At 42.9% G+C, this 19,800-nt stretch carries 18 protein-coding genes and 3 pseudogenes; 9 read left to right on the top strand and 12 right to left on the bottom strand.

From position 1 onward, the window contains the following. Positions 1 to 147: 147 nt before the first annotated feature. A complete protein-coding gene (locus tag AC5JL8_RS27000; protein ID WP_495882762.1) occupies positions 148 to 312 on the bottom strand; it encodes a hypothetical protein in 165 nt (54 codons plus the stop codon). A gap of 671 nt (positions 313 to 983) precedes the next feature. Here AC5JL8_RS27000 and AC5JL8_RS26995 point away from each other — a divergent pair. Then, on the top strand, positions 984 to 1,895 hold the full coding sequence (locus AC5JL8_RS26995; RefSeq protein ID WP_495882761.1) for a hypothetical protein: 912 nt from the start codon (positions 984 to 986) through the stop codon (positions 1,893 to 1,895). A gap of 84 nt (positions 1,896 to 1,979) precedes the next feature. On the opposite strand, the gene AC5JL8_RS26990 is transcribed toward AC5JL8_RS26995, so the two are convergent. Together AC5JL8_RS26990 and AC5JL8_RS26985 are read right to left on the bottom strand one after the other, a co-directional pair. Then, the gene (locus AC5JL8_RS26990; protein ID WP_495882760.1) at positions 1,980 to 2,432 is read right to left on the bottom strand and encodes a cupin domain-containing protein; all 453 of its coding nucleotides are present in this window, start codon (positions 2,430 to 2,432) and stop codon (positions 1,980 to 1,982) included. 151 nt (positions 2,433 to 2,583) lie between these two features. Continuing rightward, on the bottom strand, positions 2,584 to 2,742 hold the full coding sequence (locus tag AC5JL8_RS26985; protein WP_495882759.1) for a hypothetical protein: 159 nt from the start codon (positions 2,740 to 2,742) through the stop codon (positions 2,584 to 2,586). 115 nt (positions 2,743 to 2,857) lie between these two features. On the opposite strand from AC5JL8_RS26985, the gene AC5JL8_RS26980 reads away from it, so the two are divergent. The 3 genes from AC5JL8_RS26980 (at position 2,858) to AC5JL8_RS26970 (ending at position 5,702) form a co-directional block, all read left to right on the top strand. Further along, the gene (locus AC5JL8_RS26980; RefSeq protein ID WP_495882758.1) at positions 2,858 to 3,832 is read left to right on the top strand and encodes a glutathione S-transferase family protein; all 975 of its coding nucleotides are present in this window, start codon (positions 2,858 to 2,860) and stop codon (positions 3,830 to 3,832) included. Positions 3,833 to 3,922: 90 nt separating this feature from the next. Beyond that, on the top strand, positions 3,923 to 4,075 hold the full coding sequence (locus AC5JL8_RS26975) for a hypothetical protein (protein ID WP_495882757.1): 153 nt from the start codon (positions 3,923 to 3,925) through the stop codon (positions 4,073 to 4,075). Between the two features lie 364 nt (positions 4,076 to 4,439). Then, positions 4,440 to 5,702 carry a flavin monoamine oxidase family protein gene (locus tag AC5JL8_RS26970; RefSeq protein ID WP_495882756.1) on the top strand — a complete coding sequence of 421 codons (1,263 nt, stop codon included), beginning with the start codon at positions 4,440 to 4,442 and terminating at the stop codon, positions 5,700 to 5,702. 312 nt (positions 5,703 to 6,014) lie between these two features. Here the strand turns inward: AC5JL8_RS26970 and AC5JL8_RS26965 are convergent, their stop codons facing one another. Continuing rightward, a complete protein-coding gene (locus tag AC5JL8_RS26965) occupies positions 6,015 to 6,476 on the bottom strand; it encodes a GNAT family N-acetyltransferase (protein ID WP_495882755.1) in 462 nt (153 codons plus the stop codon). A gap of 46 nt (positions 6,477 to 6,522) precedes the next feature. After that, positions 6,523 to 6,963 (bottom strand): annotated as a pseudogene (locus AC5JL8_RS26960) (sigma-70 family RNA polymerase sigma factor); the annotation flags it as partial. Between the two features lie 230 nt (positions 6,964 to 7,193). On the opposite strand from AC5JL8_RS26960, the pseudogene AC5JL8_RS26955 reads away from it, so the two are divergent. After that, positions 7,194 to 8,240: pseudogene (locus AC5JL8_RS26955) on the top strand (J domain-containing protein). A gap of 110 nt (positions 8,241 to 8,350) precedes the next feature. On the opposite strand, the pseudogene AC5JL8_RS26950 reads toward AC5JL8_RS26955, so the two are convergent. The 5 genes and pseudogenes from AC5JL8_RS26950 to AC5JL8_RS26930 all read right to left on the bottom strand — a co-directional run bounded on the left by AC5JL8_RS26950 (position 8,351) and on the right by AC5JL8_RS26930 (position 14,147). Next, positions 8,351 to 9,293 (bottom strand): annotated as a pseudogene (locus AC5JL8_RS26950) (IS5 family transposase). 86 nt (positions 9,294 to 9,379) lie between these two features. Then, positions 9,380 to 9,646 (bottom strand): hypothetical protein, encoded by a 267-nt coding sequence (locus AC5JL8_RS26945; protein WP_495882754.1) that lies wholly within the window; start codon positions 9,644 to 9,646, stop codon positions 9,380 to 9,382. A gap of 431 nt (positions 9,647 to 10,077) precedes the next feature. Further along, the gene (locus tag AC5JL8_RS26940; RefSeq protein ID WP_495882753.1) at positions 10,078 to 11,481 is read right to left on the bottom strand and encodes a DHA2 family efflux MFS transporter permease subunit; all 1,404 of its coding nucleotides are present in this window, start codon (positions 11,479 to 11,481) and stop codon (positions 10,078 to 10,080) included. Positions 11,482 to 11,625: 144 nt separating this feature from the next. Further along, complete coding sequence (locus AC5JL8_RS26935; RefSeq protein WP_495882781.1) at positions 11,626 to 12,441, bottom strand: PEP/pyruvate-binding domain-containing protein; 816 nt, start codon at positions 12,439 to 12,441, stop codon at positions 11,626 to 11,628. Continuing rightward, positions 12,441 to 14,147 (bottom strand): PEP-utilizing enzyme, encoded by a 1,707-nt coding sequence (locus tag AC5JL8_RS26930; protein WP_495882752.1) that lies wholly within the window; start codon positions 14,145 to 14,147, stop codon positions 12,441 to 12,443. The genes AC5JL8_RS26935 and AC5JL8_RS26930 overlap by 1 nt, the downstream gene beginning before the upstream one ends. Before the next feature lie 178 nt (positions 14,148 to 14,325). Between AC5JL8_RS26930 and AC5JL8_RS26925 the strand changes: the two genes are divergently transcribed. Next, a complete protein-coding gene (locus tag AC5JL8_RS26925; RefSeq protein WP_495882751.1) occupies positions 14,326 to 15,222 on the top strand; it encodes a hypothetical protein in 897 nt (298 codons plus the stop codon). Further along, positions 15,206 to 15,661 carry a hypothetical protein gene (locus AC5JL8_RS26920; RefSeq protein ID WP_495882750.1) on the top strand — a complete coding sequence of 152 codons (456 nt, stop codon included), beginning with the start codon at positions 15,206 to 15,208 and terminating at the stop codon, positions 15,659 to 15,661. Before AC5JL8_RS26925 ends, AC5JL8_RS26920 begins: the two co-directional genes overlap by 17 nt. A gap of 419 nt (positions 15,662 to 16,080) precedes the next feature. Here the strand turns inward: AC5JL8_RS26920 and AC5JL8_RS26915 are convergent, their stop codons facing one another. Next, on the bottom strand, positions 16,081 to 17,676 hold the full coding sequence (locus AC5JL8_RS26915; protein WP_495882749.1) for a gamma-glutamyltransferase family protein: 1,596 nt from the start codon (positions 17,674 to 17,676) through the stop codon (positions 16,081 to 16,083). 186 nt (positions 17,677 to 17,862) lie between these two features. Here AC5JL8_RS26915 and AC5JL8_RS26910 point away from each other — a divergent pair, with 186 nt between their 5' ends. Continuing rightward, positions 17,863 to 18,048, top strand: coding sequence for a hypothetical protein (locus AC5JL8_RS26910; protein WP_495882748.1), 186 nt, complete (start codon positions 17,863 to 17,865; stop codon positions 18,046 to 18,048). Positions 18,049 to 18,251: 203 nt separating this feature from the next. Here the strand turns inward: AC5JL8_RS26910 and AC5JL8_RS26905 are convergent, their stop codons facing one another. After that, on the bottom strand, positions 18,252 to 18,737 hold the full coding sequence (locus AC5JL8_RS26905) for a cupin domain-containing protein (RefSeq protein WP_495882747.1): 486 nt from the start codon (positions 18,735 to 18,737) through the stop codon (positions 18,252 to 18,254). Positions 18,738 to 19,020: 283 nt separating this feature from the next. On the opposite strand from AC5JL8_RS26905, the gene AC5JL8_RS26900 reads away from it, so the two are divergent. After that, positions 19,021 to 19,545, top strand: a complete 525-nt coding sequence (locus tag AC5JL8_RS26900; protein ID WP_495882746.1) for a plasmid pRiA4b ORF-3 family protein — start codon at positions 19,021 to 19,023, stop codon at positions 19,543 to 19,545. Positions 19,546 to 19,800: the final 255 nt, after the last annotated feature.

The raw sequence follows: 19,800 nt of genomic DNA, 5'->3' as shown, positions 1-19,800 counted from the left end.
GACCAAAATTGCCAGAGGGCGTGAATATCTTGATATTCTTCTGGTTTTATACTTTAAATAAATCCAAAAGAGCATTGAAATCAGCAAGATTAATATTACTAATGCGCTATTTGAGTGAATCATAATACCTCGCTATACTTATGGAAACTATGAGTTTGAGGCTGACTTAGAAAGACTCAGTAGTCCTTTAGATAGCAATAAAAGTACTGCCAAATGAACCAATAGTAATGGTTTGGGATTGTTTCGCCTCCTTTGATTGCGCTCGCACTGATTTGTACCAATAATATTGGGAGGAACTATCAGTTTACTCATACGAATTCATCCTTATATTTAATGTTGTGTAAAGCTTGAGCAAAATTTTCAAAACATCAGCTACACTTATTCCACTTTGATGAAATACAGGTTTACCAAATGAAGAAATTTGGCTCAGAGACTTTTTTACTTCATTCAAAATTTTGTTATCTGCTAGTGTCAAAACAATTTGCCGTTACAATTTTAGGGAGCTTGAACTCACCACCGATTGAAGACCACTGAATCAAAGATTAGTGGCGGCTTGAAATCCACAAATTATCCAAATATTCAAGTGGATGGAAGTGTATTTAATTGCAAATTGCGAGCGGGAGCAGCCTTAGCGATGTACTTTAATGTCTAAGCAAGCTACGCGTAGACCTACGTTGACAGGAAAAGTATCACTGCGCTCTTGAAATTGTTTTGCTCAACTTCAACAGTTATTTTTATGCTTGATGGGAATAAAGATATAAAAGTAAATAACTTTACTTTAAACTGATATTAGCTGTATGCATTAGATTTATTCTACTTAGTGAACTTGAGCAATTCTCAGCTTTCCATGAAAATATTTGTTGTACCCTGACGAAGCTTTGACTTCAGCATTTATTAATATTTATTAGTTAAAGAATAGATATAGCTTACCCGGGAAAGCTATCACCTCGGAGCATGGATGAGAATTTGTTACGCCGCCGGATGTGGTGACCGAACGAGATAAGTCGGAACGCGTTAGCGAAGCTGGGCGGTACGCACCTCGCCTACCTATATGTACTGACTGGGGCAATCATTCTACGTCTTGGTTAATGCGTCATCGGCTGGGATTGAGGGCGGTCTTGACAAACTTGATGGATGGGGTTGAGATTAAAGGGGATGAGGCGATGATTGAAGCATTGGCAGATTTCTCTAAACGGAATGTAGCGCATATCAAAGGTATTCTCAATTTGACCATTCCACCTGATGAATCTCCCGCATGGATTTTGAGCCAGTATCTTTTACAACTTGGATTATCAACTGAGTTCCGTCGTCCCGTTGAGGATGGCAAACGGGTTCGGTACTATCGACTGAATACTGATGATGTTGCTTTTGCAAAGCGGGTTTTGGAGTATCGCCAACGACAGCGAGAGGAGAAACAAAGGAGGCGGCAGACAGAACAGGAGAAACACGCGGCTTATACGGCTATAATGCAGACTATTTATGGCATCAACGCTCCGTCCACACCCCCCATTAATGAAGATGGAAGTAATAATCAGGGGGGTATGGACGCGGCACTTGAAGCTGGGGAAGCTGGGGAGGCTGGGGAAGAAAGAGAGTTGTTAAACGACTTTTCTCTCCCCCCGCTGCACCTCTCCCCCTGCTCCCCCTGCTCTTTCTTATTGGGGGGTATGGACGGCGATGAGAGCGGAAGTGATTCTTGGTGGCAGCAGGTTAAATCCTATACTGCAATGTTCATGGAACAGGTAAAAATTGGGGTTGATGCAGTCAAAGAGTTTTTGAGTTCCCTGACAAGTGACGAGCGATGGGGGGTGATGGTAGAGATGGAAGAGCAAGAGCCTGTGATGTTTGGTCAATTGGTGGCTGTGGCTCCCGATTGGGTGCAATGGATGGGGTAAAAAGTTAAAAAATTGCTTTACTTTTGCTTTGTAGCAGTTCTCTTGCGCCCCTTGAGCAGACGAACACTAAAGCAGACTTAACTATTAACTATCCAACATCGGCTCGTAGAGTACGGCTTCCTCCTGTTCGTTTGGATCGTTGCGAGCAGCTAGTACATAAACGGGTTCTATTGCACTCAGATTCCGAGGTTGATGCGGAACACCTGGGGGAGTAAAAACGAAATCCCCTGTTTCACACACTTGGCATTGCTTTAGTCCTTGCCCATAAAAGACTTCAACCCGACCCTTGAGAATATAAATTGCCGTTTCATGATCTGGGTGAAAGTGTGGCTCGGCAATTCCTCCAGGAGGAATAATCACGAGATTCATGGAAATTCCCTTCGCACCCGTTGTATTTCCACTGATCCCAACAAAATGCGATAACCGTTCGCCAGCCAGTGTTGCGGCATCTGGGCGCACAATAACTACCTCGTCGGTTGGCTTTTGCTTGAAAGATTCATGGGGAGCAGGAGAATTGATAGATATATTTTTAATCATAAAGTCCTTTGTGAGATGATTTGGTACAACTGGGCTTCTCAATTGCATGAAAATCAGTTGAATCAACAGCGATACAACATACTACCCATTCAAATAAGACTATTTCCGAATGTCCAGTAGATATGTTTTTAATTTCGCATTAGTGAGATGACTATTTCACAGACCCAGCCGCAGATATTTCGTCAATTGGTGGCGATGGCTCTCGATTGGGGGAAGTGATTGGGGTGAGTTGCACCCGTTGAGGAGCGATCGCACGAGAGTCAGGAACTTTAGACTCATTTCCTTGACTGTCAGCCGTTTTTGTCAACAAGTTTTAAGAACTTTATCAATTTCAGAAATACAAAAGAATCAGCCTGAAGTAATTTTCCAAATTTCTCAATCAATAAATTTTGTATTTAGCTCTTTTGTAGGGCTAGGAAGGAATTATGCCATCAGGAATGATGATCCAAGGGCAATGGACAACTGATCACACTGATAACACTGAATTAGATTTTAATGGTAAACCGAGACCAACAACATTTCACAAACGCGTAAGTGCCGATGGAAACAGTGGGTTTAAGGCGGAAGCAGGACGCTATCACCTCTACGTTTCCTTGGCTTGTCCGTGGGCACATCGCACCTTAATCATGCGAGAACTTAAAGGCTTGAATGATGCGATCTCGATCTCTATTGTCGATCCAATTATGAGTGACAAGGGATGGATGTTTACTCAAGCGCCTGGAGCCATCCCTGACTGGGTAAATCACGCTCAATATTTGCAAGAAATTTATCTCAAAGCCGAACCGCTATATACGGGACGAGTTACGGTTCCGGTGTTGTGGGATAAGCAAACTCAAACAATTGTCAACAATGAATCTCTTGAAATCATTCGGATGTTTGACGTGGAGTTTGCTTCTATAGCAACACAGAAATTAGACTTATACCCACGCAACTTACAACGTCAGATTGATGAAACGATCAATGCGATTTATCTGCCAATTAATGCTGGTGTCTATCGCTGTGGTTTTGCAACTAAGCAAGCAGCTTATGAGGATGCAGTCACTGAACTATTCGAGAATTTAGATTATTGGGAAACTGTTTTGAGCAAACAGCGATATCTATGTGGTCATCAACTGACGGAAGCCGATATTTGTATGTTTACTACCCTGTATCGCTTTGATTCGGTATACTATGGTCACTTTAAGTGTAATTTGCGGCGCATTCTCGACTATCCCAACCTCTGGAATTATCTCAAGGATTTATATCAGCATCCTGGGTTTAAAGTAACATGCAATCTAGACTATACAAAGCGTGCTTATTACATGAGTATGACTGAGATCAATCCAAATCAAATTGTACCGAAGGGGCCAATCATTGACTTTGATGAAATACACGATCGCGCTCGCTTCAAAAACGCTTAGTCACGCTTTTATACTCATCTTTAACACTTGTAGTTACCGTCAAATACACAGTGAAAATTTGTTTGCAAGCGCAAAGTAATTTCTTTTTAGATGAGCCTAAATAATTCATCTGTCAAAGAGTTTCTCTCCCGCCTCACGAGTGATGAATTCCCCGGAGTGATGGTGGAGATAGAAGAAAACCAACCACAGATGTTTGGTCAATTGGTGGCTGTAGCTCCCGATTGGGTGGAGTGGGTAGGGTAATTTTCGATCTGAAAACGGCATTCGTACCCCCATTGTGCAGTTTGAAAATTTGATAAAATGATGTATGGTCAAGCGTTTTGGAATTGATATTCGGAGACTGGATAGTTGGTGTTACCTTTGCTACCCAGGTGTAGGTTTTTTGTATACGTGAGAAAAACGCTCGTTTCAGTTCTGCGTTTACAAGGCTGACTCGGTGAAATGCTTCTAGTCGAATAACACTCCAGTAGATAGAAGAGACAGTTAACCTAGTATGCGATTATGGGCAGGAATTAAGCCACCAAGACAAAATTTTAGGCTAATGCTTAAAACTTGAAAACAATTGGCTTATTTTAGCTGATGGTATGCAGTAGTTGAACGAGTGCTAATGAGCGAACGTGTAATTATAGTTGGGGCTGGTTTGGCAGGGCTAACAGCTGCTTATGAACTGACTCGTGCTGGGTTTGATGTGCAAGTATTTGAAGCCCGCAATCGAGTAGGCGGGCGAGTAAAAACTGTATTCTTGGAAGCCGAGCAACATGGTGAATTGGGCGCAGAGTTTGTCGATGAAGATCACACAGCACTAATGTCTTATGCCGCTCAATTCAACCTCACACTTGAGCCTGCCTTGAAATTTCCAGATGACCTTGGCTATTACATAGATGGAATTTTCTCGACTCAAAAAACGCTTTCTTCTCAACAGCAAGTTTCTTTAAATGATGCGTATGAGCAGTTAGACCAATTATTAGAACAGCGTGCCGACCCTGAGCAAACATTAGCCCAGTGGTTGGCAGCAAATTCGATTACTCCATTTGCCCACAAAGTGATTAGTCAGCAATCCTATGGGCTGTATACAGCAGATCCAGATGCAATAGGAGCTGGCTTTTTTGCTTACAGTGGTACTTCTGGCGATCGGACTCTTCGGATTCGCGGTGGCAATACTCAACTAACTAGCGCATTTGCTCGTTTTTTAGGTGAGCGCATTCATCTAAACACACCAATAGTGCGGATTGGGCAGAAACAACAAGCCTTGAGCGTAAGTCTTAAAACTCTCCAAGGACAACAAGTTGAAGTATTGAGTGACTCGATTGTGGTCACAGTTCCCTGGAGTGTATTGCGGCATTTATCTATTGAAGTTGGGCTAACACAGGCACAACGAGAAGCGATCTCCTACTTACCTTATGGGGTCTCAGTTAAAACCTTACTTCAGTACCCCAAGCGTTTTTGGCAACCATCCAGTTTTGGCATACTAGTGACAGACACACCTTATCAAACTATCTGGGAATCTACTTTAACCCAGCCAGGTGAAGCGGGAATTCTTGCTTATACAAGTAGTGGTAAACCAAGCCGAAATGTAACTGAATTTGACGTTGAGTTAGCACAAAAAACAATATCCACACTTTATCCAAATGCCCCTAGTGCGAGTGCTAGCGCAACCCATGACTGGGGTGCAGATCCTTGGTCACGGGGATCTTACTGCTACTTTGCCCCTGGTGACTTGAAAAACTGGCGTTCTAAGTTACCGTACTTTGCTGGACGAGTCATTTTTGCAGGAGAACATACGGCTGAGGTTGAATATTGTGGATATATGGAAGGAGCTATTCGTAGTGGACAGCGAGCCGCAGACCAAATTTTAGCTTTCCGGGAGTAATTGATTTATATGATCCCTCAACTCGACAATTACTCATTCGATATCCAATTACAAATCTTCTCTTCAAGTTGTTTCTGGACAGGCTATCCCTGAGCCAAACTTTAGCATAGTTATGTTGATAATTAGTTTTGACGGAGTAGGGAGCCTTCTCAAGCGGAAATTAAATGTAAACAAAATATAATCATAAATATTTGAATGCGGAATCTTTAGCTGCTCAAACTATTTTGACCGGAAAAGCAAATAAATTGATTCTGACCTGAGCTTCGGAAATTCCGGCTCTGCTCCAGAATTGGTAAATAGCTGAATTCTTCTTTAAGCTTCTCCATTCAGGAGCTTTGTCATTAGAAAACGCTCATGTTTTTGATAGCCAATTCGATGATAAAGGCGTTGGGCTTTTGGATTTTCAAAATCAACCTCTAGATGAAGGGCTTGAACTCCTAGACTATAGCAAATCTCCTCTGCAAACATCAAAGTCTGCGTACCAATCCCTTGTCCTCGATGCTTTGGACGAAGATAAAATTCATCTATAAAAGCATCTCTACCTCTGTATTCTAGGCTGTACCCTAGCGTCAAAACAATATAACCAATGACCTCATTCTCTTGCCTAATCAGCCATGTTTGTCCAAAAAAGTCATTACTCAAAAATTGTATGAGTACATGGCGATCGCTATTTTTATCAAATGGTAAGTTTTCGGTTTCATGAAACTCCTCAACCAGTTCCAAAACAAGATTTAGATCGCAAAGTGCGGCTTTGTGATAATTAATGTTCATCATCTACCTCTAGATTATTAAAATCAAAATAGCAGGCTACACCATTCACTCTGGAGATTGCTTGGCTAATCCACCAGTAGGCGTAAGTTGACAATTTGTAGCCTCGATTGGGGTCAAACTTCTCTATCCCTCTTTGTAAACCAATTGCTCCTTCTTGAACCAAATCCAAAAATTCCAGATTGCGACGCTGGTATTTTTTAGCGATGGACACCACCAACCGCAGGTTAGCGGTAATCATCTTTTGCTTGGCTCGCTGACCTTGCTGGAAGATTTGATTTACTTCAATTTCGCTTTTATTGACAAAATTGGCTAGTTCAAAGGGTGTGGGTTGGCGATTCAATTGTTGACTTAACTGCTGCTGTTGCTGCTCGACGGCAATCAATTGTTGTACCTGTCTGCCATAATTTATTTCTTGGTCAGAGGTTAATAACGGAAACTGACCAATTTCTTGCAGATAGACGCGCACCAGATCGGAACTTAGGCTGAACATACAACTTTTGAGCTTCTCCCAAATTAGACGAATTCAAAATTATAAATCAAATACGCTGATAAAAATCTCATCTCAGGACTAGATTTTTATGTAGCGAGCGCTCTTGTTCTAAGAGTGAAACTTTTACCCAATAACCCGCCCTAGTTCCAAGATTTATCTATTCGTGTATTATCAATGAGATGCTTGTATCTTTATCATTCTTTTCACCTTGGAAACAGCATAAATTTTCTATGCCTCGAACCACCACATCTTCATCCCCTTCTACGGTTGCAACCGGACTGGCTCTTTCCGAATTACATCTGCGTTTAGAATTTTTAGAAAAACAACACCAATCCATCCTCAAGCAGATTAAGAAAAAGCGGACTGAACTAAATAACTTTGTCGAAAGGACGCGTTCTTTAGCCACAGATGTAGTACATCAAACTACTAAGAGCTTCCAAAAAATCGCCCAACTCGACCAAGAAATTCACGCTTTGTTTGAAACTATCTTTACTACTAGAAAATTTGGTAAACAAACTCTCAAAAAGATACAAGCAGTTTATCGTCAACTACAGTTTGCCGGAATTATCAGCATCAAACCCGACGCAAGCCAATTTCACGCAGAGCCAAACGAAGAGTTTGACCCTACAGAATAAGATTTCTCCGCTCAAGCTCCCGAAAATCCTCATCAAAATCAACAGTGGCAAGCACCTGATACTACCTCACTTGGGGCTGGGGCTAGAACCGAGACACAACAAAAAATTCGCTCCACATTTTTGCGGTTAGCTGAAATCTTTCACCCCGATAAGGCACCTGATAGCGAAACACAAAAATATCATACCCAAATTATGCAGGAGATAAATATTGCCTACCAAGAAGGAGATTTGGCAAGGTTGCTAGAAATTGAATCTCGTCAACAAGTTGGGGAAGCTGTCGATCTCAATAATGAAGATGATTTAACTCGCAAATGTCGCCATATAGAACAGCAAAATCAAATCCTTTTGGCTCAATATGAAAATTTAAAACAGGAACTCCGTAAAGCAAAAAATACTCCAGAAGGAGCAATGGTTGCTAGTTCCCGCAAAGCAGCAAAACAAGGTATTGATGCTGTAGCCGGAATGGTTGAAGCAATCGAATCTCAAATTCAAGCTGTTTCTCAAATTCGGGATTTTGTCAAAGATTTTCAACAGCAGAAACTGACTATTCAAGAATTTCTTGCTGGCCCAGTTTCTCTGCATCCCTCTGAGGAAGAACTACTGCAAGATATTTTAGAACAGATGTTATTAGAATTAATCTAAACAGAACTTGTTGATTAACAAACCCTTGTACAAATTGCCTTTATTAATTGCGAATGGCTTTGTTGCATGAAAGGAAAAAAGGACACTCCAATCCGAAGTCAGGATAGGAATTAGCCTTCGACTTTATAAGAGTCAGGCTTACCTAACTGGATCATGCGATTCAGGGCAGCACATTGTAAAAATAACTCGACAGCTTGATTGTCAAAAAAGCGTCGTCTTAACTTGCCACCAAAAATGATCTTGAGCCGAAATATAGCAGTCTCAGACAAAGAACGGCGATGATACCCGCTCTCAAGTTTCCATTGCTTGCGTCCAACTTGATGTATTCGACGCAGATTCTCATCCCTGGGATACGGCAGTGCTTGAGTGTTTGAGGGAAGTTGAATTTTGGCGTTGCTGCGTGGTGGAATTATCGCTCTCGCCCCGTGTTGTGAAATGGTGTCATAACAACCTTTTGTGTCATAGCCACCATCCCCGGACACTTGCTCTATCGGTTGATCAATCTGCTCCAATATGTCAGGCAGTACCTCGCAATCAGCCATATCATTAGTAGTCACCACTGCACCCAGGATTTCGCCACTCCCCTCATCAACTCCTAAATGCAACTTGCGCCATGTGCGTCTTTTACCTACTCCATGTGTGCGGACTTTCCATTCACCTTCACCATACACTTTCACAAAGCGTTGAATCCACTACTACATGGACAGCCTCATCTTTTGGCACTACAGGTAGTTTCACCGACAACTTGCTTAAATGACGAGATAGCGTTGAATGGTCTGGGACTTCTAGCTCAATTCCCATGAGCGTGAACAGCGATTCTAAAAACCCCTCTGCTTGTCGCCCTGGTAAATGAAACACCGATTGAACTGTTCCCATAGTGGCGATCGCCACGTCACTATAATAATTCGATGCTCCTTTTTTCCCAGTTTTCTGCTGGTTGCGCCACTGCTCTATTATCTCTTCGTTTACCCAGAAGGTTATACTGCCTCGAAGCTTTAATGCTGCATCGTAAGCGTTCCAATTTTTAACTTTATACTGGGCTTTCGTCTTCATCGTTGGGCTAGGCGGCTAGAAAACATTGGTGATAGGTAAAATTTACCATTTTGCCTATTCACGCAACAACGCCTCTTGGCTGTTGACTACCTAAAAAGGGTTATATCATCGTTGTTATGGACATTGACGACCTCATCCATGATTGGGTCTTTCAAGTGTGTGACCACTAAAACTGATTCGTCCTTGATGCTAGTTAAGCGAAGGTATGCGATAGATTCTTCTGGGTTAAGTGCTGCCACAACAACTTTATTCTTTTCTCCAAAATACTCGCAGTATTCTGATAAAGTTGCGTCTGGATGGCTTTTAACCATTTCGGCTAATTCACTACCGTACTCATCCAATTTACCTTTCATTGTCCCACCTTGCTTCTTGGGTTCTAGATGACCGAGTGTTCTCTTTAGTTGGAAGAGCTTAGTGTTAAAGACATAACATAAGATTTTATAGAATCATATTTAATTTTTGAAAAAGCCTAAGAGATAATACGGAGGTAAAATCTGTCTAAGAGCTAACAATGATAAACCAGCATTTACAAGGGCAATCGCAGAACTACAGAACTACAAAAATTTATAGATAATCGCCCAGATCCCCGTGAGGGGCGGAAAGCGCTATTCTGCGAAACTGGTTTATCAAAGCTACAAGTATGAGGAAACTACAAGTATGAGGAAATTCAAACGATTTTAATTGTAGGATTTTGACTACGTAATACTTGAAGTTACAGTCATATACTACATTCGCCAACAGTAACCGTAACTTGGTAACCACCCTTTTAAGGTTTAGGCAAAGTTTAGCTTTCTTGGTGATTAGCTAGAACTACTCTGCTTTGTAAACCAAAACTAACTAAAAATGAAACGAAAGCAGCGCTCGCTACTAATAAAAATACCGCCCCAAATCTACTATCTTCACCTGAGGCTGACTTAAGTAAACTAGCAAGTAAACTCGATCCCACAATACTACCCAAGTAACGACTTGTTGAGAATACTCCAGCCGCAACCCCAGCTTCTTGTGGTGGTAATGCTTCAATAGCCGATGTTTGCAACCCAGTCATAGAAACACCTAGCCCCGTCCCAGCTATTGCCAAGCAAACAATTAAAGGTAAAAGGCTGATTTTTCCGGCAGTAATAGCTAATGGTACAAAACCAATAGTTAATAAAGCTAAACCGGCAACTGTCGGCCAACGACGACCAAATTGATCTGCCAAGCGGCCACCAAAAGGTGAACTGATGATTAAGGTTCCAGAGAGAGCAGAAAGTACCAATCCCACTTGAAAGTCATTCCAACCACCCTGTTGAGTTAATAGCTGAGGTAAGGCAAGAATAGTGACATACATTGCTAAGTTACTTAAACCAACTGCCCCATTCGCCGCAGCAAAGACTCGATGCCGGAAGAAACGAATTTGAATCACCGGATCGCGATGGCGTAATTCATGCCACAAGAATACAATAATCAATCCTACTACTAAAATTAAGTTAATCGAGTTTGGCACTAAGGTAGAGCTATGGCGACTTTGGGTAAAAATGGCAGCAATTCCCGATAATGCCATTGCTAGTAATAGCGCACCGATGAAGTCAAATGATTGCCTGCTACTTTCTACCCCATGTGCCGGAATTGTCCACCAACCTAAGCTAACTGCGGCTACAACTAGGGGAATGTTGATATAGAAAATCGCTTGCCAGCCAGCTAATTGCACTAATAAACCACCCAAGGGAGGGCCAATTGCAGCAGCTAAAGATATCAACGCACTGATTAACCCAAAACTCGTAGCCCGACGATGGGCGGGAACAACTTCCCGCACTAAAGCAGTACCATTAGGAATAGCGATCGCTCCAGAAATTGCTTGCAACAACCGAAAGAAAATTAATGTCGGTAAATTTGGTGCTACCGCCGCGCCGATTGATACCACCCCAAAGCAAATAAAACCACCTAAAATTAAGCCGCGCCTACCGATGCGATCGCCTAATTTACCTGCTACTGGTTGTAGCGCAGCCATCGCAATTAAATAAGTAGTTACCAGCCAACTAGCCGCCGTCACAGTAGTATCAAAGGTGGCAATTAAACGAGGTAAAGCTACCGCAATCATGGTCGAGTTTAAGGGTGCTAGCATCGCCCCTAGACCGATTGTTAGTAGTAATGCCCGTTCAGCCCATGATTGTTTTTGGTTTAATTCTTCCACAGTGTTATTACAATTCAAAATTCAAAATTAAGGAAGCCAGATATAACAAGGATTGGCAGTGCGTATCTGTCGCATTCTTTTTTTAAATTGGTGTTAGGAGCAAAATGAATATAAATTTCAGTAAAAAGACAGGTATTTCCGGTCTCTCCCAAAATTAGGAATTTAAGCAAAACTTCGAGTAATCGGACGACATTGTAATAAATACAAAGTTTCGTCCTTAAAAGCCCACTCAATATCCCAAGATTTCTGAAAATACTGTTCGCATTGAGTAGCTAAAGTTACTAATTTTTGCAAATTAACTTGATCCAAACACAACTGCTCAATTTGGGCAGGATCTACCTCAACTTCGATAGTTCCTCCTTCCGCAGATGGTTGGATAGCTAAATCTTTAAACCCAGGCGTTTGTTCTAACACTTGGCCATTACGATTTAAGCGGTAGCGATCGGGTGTAATTAATCCTGCGACAATCGCTTCCCCTAATCCCCACGCAGCCTCGATGACTATTTCATCAGCATTGGTCACAGGATTGCGAGTGAACATCACCCCTGCACAATCAGGGTGAACTAATTGCTGAACAACAACCGCGACTTGGGGCGGTTCGGAAATACCTAAATGTTGACGGTAAGCCAAAGCTGATTCACTGCGTCCAGATGCCCAAACTTTCCTAATAGCTATGAGTAATTGGCTGTCAGATCGCACATTTAAACAAGTTAAATGCTGGCCTGCAAAACTGGCACTAGCAGAATCTTCTCCTACTGCCGAAGAACGAACAGCCACCACCCCGCCAAGTTCCGGTAATAAAGGTAGCACCAATTGATAAGTTGACTCGTCGCCAGAAGCGATTGCATCTACTAAATCCACCGATAAAGCAAAACCAGGGGGAACAGGCAAACCGCCACGGAGTGCCGCCCCTAGTTGTACCGCTTTACCACCTAACCAAGCTTGCTCAAAGGCTTCAACTAAGGGAACAGGTATCATCAAAGAATTTTCACCTCACCTTTTGCCCCATCAATTTGGATGCGTGCACCATTCGGAATCATTTTCGTCGCATCCATGCAGCCTACTACCGCCGGCAGTCCATACTCTCGCGCCACGATTGCCGCATGGGAAAGTAAACCACCCCGATCCGTGATAATTCCTTTAATAATCGGCAACAGTACATTATAAGCAGGGGCAGTCATCCGCGCGACTACCACCTCGCCAGGTTGTACCTTTGCCATATCATCTGGATTTAGCACCAACCTAGCAATGCCCTCATATTGACCAGGACTAGCTGGTAATCCTTTAAGAGTTCGCACTTGTGTTTGTTGGGCGGGAGGAGCAAATATATTCGATAAAACTGCATTGGCAGCCCGCGTCATCCTCGCACCATCCGGTGGTAGCCATTCCGGTGGTGGTGGTGGGGAGGGAGGATGACCAAGGTGAGTGGGGACATCGGCGACGGTTTTGGTCGTGCGGTATTCGACATATTGAGCAATTTGTTCGGCAGAGGGGGCATCTTTACCCAATAATGCGGCAGTTAATTCTTCATTAGTGAAATCTACTGCATGATCAAGAGCAAAAATTTTTCCTGCTTCAGCTAAACGTTTCCCAGCAGCGAGAATTGCTTGACGAGCAATCCCAGTTGTCCAAGCATCGTTAAAATAAACACGTTCATCCCGAATGCGGTAGGTATATCGAGCTTCTGCTAAAAGATCATCAAAGCCTTGACGATGTTGTTCTGGAACAGCCGTGCGGACTTGATTGGTTTTTTCAGCAATCATTTGAGCAACTTGTTGATGATGATCCACGCTGGCTACCGCTTCTTGAATTGCTCTCACCAGCACTTCGGGCACTTCGATTGCTCGCAAATCAGCTACGTCATAACCTGTAATCACCCGCATTCCTGCTAAGTCCAGATAATCATTAGTAGCAGAGGCGATTTCTGATGATGATTGTTGTAGCGTTCGCAAAATTTCCCCAGGTTGCAGATCAGACTTTAGTTGAGCGAGTGCTTCAGGGTGCTGGCAAACAACTTGGGCTAATCGCTCTAATTCTGCCATCGCTCCAGCTGAGACAGGACTATAGCCTTGCATTAACTCTAACAACTTGTGAGTGGGCAATCCTGTCCACTCTTGAGCATGAACTAGAAAATCTCCTAGCGGTGTCAGAGCGCAGTTATTAAAGCGATGGTGGTAATAAATCGCCTCACTCATCGCCTGTTTACAAGCATTGAGATGGCTAATCAAGTCTTCAGTTGACAGTTTTTCAGGATCTACTGCTTGCAGAGCTAAATTTTTCTTCGCCAAAGCAGGCTTACATTCTTGATCCCAGAGTTTGACATCTTCCCGCCACAGCTTTTTCTCAAACACTTCACCAGCTCTTTTGATCCGCTTGCGAACTTCTGGATTGAGCCAATTACTCAGCTTATAAATCAAGTAGGGTGGCGTTCCTTTGGCTCCTTTGGGTACTCCCACAATCCGGGGACAAATGTACATAAAGCCATTAATCGTGACTACCTCTATATAGTCCACCAATGACCCATATTCAGCGCCAGTGGCCTTAAAACCACGCATATAAGCAGGTACAAAAATTGGTGCTAACCAACGACTGATCGGACGAGGGACATGAGTACTTTCCAATTCCCACGCCCCAGGACTCGGAGGTACAAATTTTTCTAATTCAACTGTTATCTGCTGGTTCATTTCTTTGAGTGAATAAAATTGGCAAAATTAGTGAAATTGATTTGATTTCTATTTCACTTAGTTAATTGCTTTGCTATAGACGAATGTTAAGTACCTTATCTTTTAGCGCTTTAACTAATCTTAGTTAAAGGTTAATCTTATTTTAACCAATATCCTCTCAATAACTTCGGATAAACTCTTGAAGCTGGGGAATGGTTCAACTTCTATTGGTGGATTATTGCGGAGTCAGCACGTTGCGACACAGGCTAACATTGCTCTTTTGTCTGCGGCTGATAATCAGGATTACAGCTACATTGATCAGGATTTCCAACCCGAATCTTTACAAGCTTGGGGTAAACGCGCTTGTGTGATTAACGTCGAAATGAAGCGCTATCAGGAGTTTGTGCTGAAAGGATTGGTGGCTGATGGGTATACCATTATCGATGCGGATGATGCAGATTCTGATGAGGGTGGGGAAATTGTCAAAGAAGTAAAAGCTGCATCAAAGGAGTTGTATGCACAAGAACTTCAAGCGATTGCGCGGAGCGCACTGCCGGAGGCAATCGCCAATTCTGAAGATATATCTGATGCCCAGCTGAAGAAACTGCAAAACCAACGCTCGAAAACCCCAGCCGAACGACATCAGCAGCGTAAAGCTGAATTATCTCGACGCTATGAAGTTGAAGTGACACCTGATTTGGTCGAGAAAGATGACGACTCTTGGTATCCCCAACTGCGGCTGCACTACTATCTGACGCTGGGGCGGGAATTCTTGACTAAGCGTGATGGCAAACGGGCGAAGGCGCAGGCTGAAGCTGGGGAGAATGCCATTTGGAAACCCGACTTCAACAAAGGGCAGATGATGTCTTCTGTGTTGTTGTTAGAAGAACTGAATCTGTTGCAGTTGCTCACATCTGGCGAGAAGTTGCGTTCTTCGGATGAACGGATGCAGGAGTTTAAGGCGATTGCACTACAGCATCGGTTTCTGATCAAGAATTATCTTCATGTGACTATTTCGGAGAAACTGACCCCTGTGGCGATTGCGCTTGAGCGCACTGCCGAAGGCAATCGCACAGAAATTGTTGGACAAGATTGATTTGCGCTTGTCGTATGTTGGTCGGTTGGGGCCGAGAGGTAAGCGGGAGTGCGTTTATAAGTTTGTTGGGACTGATGATGGGCGGGATACGATTTTCTCTAGGTGGTTAAATCGGGAATTGGTGTCAGTCAATAATAATATAGGATTACAAAAACAAGTAAGTGACACAACATTACTGTCCACATTCCCCACAGATGATAATTGCAGGGGTCTGGACGGACAAGAAAACTCCACCCATTCATGGTGGCAGCAGGTTAAATCTTACGCGGTGTTGGCTTTGGAACGAGTGAAAGATGGTGTGGAATCAGTCAAAGAGTTGCTCTCCACCCTCACAAGTGATGAGCGTTGGGGGGTGATGGTGGCTTTTGAGGAGATGGAGCCTATGATGTTTGGGCAGTTGGTGGCCGAAGCTCCCGATTGGGTGGAATGGATGACTTAGTTTTGGGTTTGGGGCGATCGCACCGGATTGATGCAATAACTTGTGCGTTTATTGGCGCAAGAGCAACAACACCGTGACAACCAATGTCAGTGCGTGATTTGAATGGGCGCGGCGACAGCGAGTTCCACAATGGATACATTCAGTAAGCTCACATTCCACAATTATACGTTGAGCGTTAGGAAAACTCCTTTGTGGACGATGACGTGGCTTCTTTACTATCACGCTTGTTTTTGCTGCTCGTAGATTCCTTTTTTAGTTTATCTGCTTTGCATACTAATTAGACAATTAGGGGGTTAGGGGCGAGAGGGAAGCAGGAAAGTTTCCATGGATATATAGGTCAATGGCTCTTAGCTGTTCACTTTGCGGACGGGTGTAAGTCAGTAGTTTAGCTCAATGGCATTGCTTGAGATGGGCAGAATTCACCAAGCCAAAGCCAAACCATCAGCACGAGACTCAGAACCAGCAATTAAGACTTGATTTTGCTTGTAAATAATTTGACCGCGACCAAAGAAATCATCAGGATTTTGTAGTACATGATGACCGCGTTGAGCTAGTCCTTGAGCTATATTTTGGGATATAGTTTGCTCTAATAACACTGTAGAATCAGAAACAAATTGCCATCGGGGAGCATCCAAAGCGGCTTGGGGATTTAAACCATAATCAGCCAAATTCACCACTATTTGCAGATGTCCTTGTGGTTGCATCGCTCCTCCCATCACGCCAAATGCCCCAATTGGTTGATGAGCTTGAGTCAAGAAGCCAGGAATAATCGTATGAAAAGGGCGCTTATTTGGGGCGTAATGGTTCGGATGCTGTAAATCAAGGGTAAATCCGTAGCCTCTATTTTGTAAAGCTATGCCAGTACCTGCGGGAAGAATGCCACTACCAAAGCCTGTAAAATTAGACTGAATCAAAGATACTATTAATTCGCCATCGGCGGCGGCGAGATACACTGTTCCACCTTTTGGTAATCCAGGCAGAGCTACAGCTAGTGCTTGTTCTGTAATCAAAGCACGGCGCATGTCCGCATAATCTAAGGACAGAAGATCCTTTGTCGGTACTTGTAAAAAAGGCTCGTCGGCGATGTACCTATGCACGTCAGCAAAAGCTAGTTTCATCGCCTCGATTTGTAAATGGTAACTTTGTGCGGATTCTCGCTGATAACGGGACAATTCAAAGCCGGATAGGATATTTAAGCCGATTAAAGTTGCAATCCCTTGGGTGTTAGGTGGAATTTCCCACACTGTCAAATCCCGATAGTTCGTGGATATTGGTTGTACCCATTGGGCTTGATGAGCTGCCAAGTCATCTAGAGTTAGGTATCCACCAGTATCTGCGGCAAAGTCGGCGATACGTTGAGCGATGTTCCCACGATAAAAGCTTTCACCACCAGTTGCTGCAATTTCTCGCAGGGTTTGGGCGTGTGCAGGAGAATGCCAAATTTCTCCTGCATTCGGCGCTCTGTGATTTGGGAAAAATACCTCTTTAAAAAAGTCAAATTCTTTACCTACAAGCGAAAGATAATTTTGTTCCAGCCGTTTCCAAGCTAGTGAAACCATCGGTGATACAGGGAACCCTGACTCGGCATAGCGAATTGCCGGGGCAAACAACTGCTCAAAAGGTAAACGTCCCCAACGTTCCCACAAACTTCGCCATCCACAAACTGCACCTGGTACAGTTACAGCACGCCAATCGTATTTTGGTACAGCATTTAATCCGGCAAACTTTTCTACACTCAGTTTTTGTGGACTTTTACCAGAGCCATTTAAACCATGCAATTTCCCATCCCAAACTAAAGCAAAAGCATCAGCACCAATGCCATTAGCCGTAGGTTCGACTACAGTTAGTGCGATCGCCGTCGCTATAGCAGCATCAACCGCACTACCTCCTGCCCATAACATTTCCATACCAGCTATAGTTGCCAACGGTTGACTAGCTGCGACGGCTCCGCGACTACCCATAATCACTCGTCTGCTACTAGGGTAAGGATAGTTGGTAAGATTTCCAAAACTCATTTTCGTGGATAATACTTGACAAAATTTTGGCTGTCTATGTAAGAAAATACAGCATTTTCCCAAATCCTGTTGTGTTAACGAACAAATATACATAGGCCCAATGCCGAATTATTTAAGGATCTCATCGGCCCTTTGAGATTGGCATACGGATTCGGCACTATCGACTCAAAGAAAAGGATGTAGCCTTTGCCTCGTCCAACCTCCATTAATAAGGAGGGAAGTAATAATTGGGGGGGGTATGGACGGATAAGAAAACCCCATTCATGGTGGAAGCAGTTTCAATCCTATACTGTGAGGTTAATGGAACAGGTAGAAATTGGAGTTGATGCGGTCAAGGAGTTTTTGAGTACCCTAACGGGTGGTGAGCGATAGGGTGTGATGGTGCAGGTGGAAGAACAAGAGCCGCAGATGTTCGGTCAATTGGTGGCACAGGCTCCCGATTAGGTGGAATGGATGGAGTGAAGGGTTGGGTTTTGTTTAAGTTTTGCTGGTTTGGTCTAAATGTTCAGGATTTTCTACACTGATTAACCGATTCCAAAGCGAATGGCACTTTAAGCCAAAATTTATGACCACATTCATCTTTTTTCTGGATTAGTTAAGATAGTTTTTGGCTGATTAGCATCAAATAAAGAAGCCGACAAGAGAATAACTGGTTTGTGAGTCTGGTTTTCTCCATAGTGAACCATTCCACCCGGTTCAACTAGAGAATCTCCCACTGTCAGATGTATAGTTTTTCCTGTCTTCAGAATTAATTGACTGCCATTAGCTTTAGTTACTTTAGCTTCTCCCTGAACAACAGTATAAGTTAGAGTTCCCGCTTCTACTCGTTCAATCTGCATTCCTGGATGAGTATGAGTAGGTAGTTTTGTTCTTGGTGCGATGGTATAGCGCACAAGCTCAAGAATCTGCTTTTGATTTCCTGTTGGATAACCGCTAGCCAAAACTTCACGCTTCACCGATTGAGTGTAAGTATTGGGTGAGGGAGGAGTTATCTGGCTGTTAGCAACTACACTGCCAAAAGATAGCGCAGCTAATGGAAGAATGATTGTCAGTTTTTTCATCAAAAAATCGGATTGATTTAACAAGTTTGTTAGATAAATTCTGGGTTGTTAAAGCTCCAGAATATTTTTCTTGGTAATTGAGTAGTAAATAGCTCAAAATGTTCATTGTTCTGAACAGCAGTCACAAAAAATAGATGTGGTGCATTAAGAACACTACGGTCGGAAATAGTTAATTTTTAGGAATTTTACTGGATTTTTGTTTAACTAGCATGGTTTTGTTAACTTATGAAATATTATCTGTCTACAAAACTTGTTCTATGTCAGTTATCACCAATTAATGAGTATGGCTAAAACGAAAAAATCAGAAAGTATTTCCCAAAAAGCAGTTAGCTCCTCTCCAGATGCGCTATACGTGCTAGAGGTGTTTTTAGTTGAAGGGCCAATTACAGAAGAATTTGCCGCAGACAATCCTGTGGTGTCTCGCACAATTGAGATTAAGGGCAGCAATACTTTAGCCCAACTGCATAAAATCATCTTCAAAGCATTTGACCGACAAGATGAACATATGTACGAATTTCAAGTTGGGGGCAGGGGGCCACAAGATCCAAATGCCAGACGTTACTGCTTAAAAGCAGCATTTTCCAGTTCCGACTTGTCACCAGCACCTACAGGAGATGTTGCCAGTACTACAATTGCGTCGTTGGGTTTATCGATTGATGATGCTTTTGGTTACTGGTTTGATTTTGGTGATGATTGGTGGCACCAGATTGATGTCCAAAGCATTGCAGACGCAGTTCCATCAGGCAAATATCCTAAAATACGAGAGCGAGTCGGGGCTAGTCCACCTCAGTACGCTGATTTTGAATAACAGAAAATGCGCTATTTGAAAAATAAAATTGTGAATTAATGTCAGGCACTAATTATATAAATATAATGACAGCAATCACTGACGCTACATCATAATCAATCGCTAAAATACCCAAATATTGGTTAAGAAACTTTTCGCCATTACATAGCTAACTCTGGGTTGTTTAATTAGTCAGTATGCCATTTGAAATCAAAGAATTATAAATAGTTATGACAACTAGCAAGCAGATTAATTTGAATCACGGATGTGTGCTGA

The sequence above is a fragment of the Mojavia sp. genome (assembly GCF_059505145.1).
This window is presented reverse-complemented; position numbering and strand designations above follow the sequence as displayed.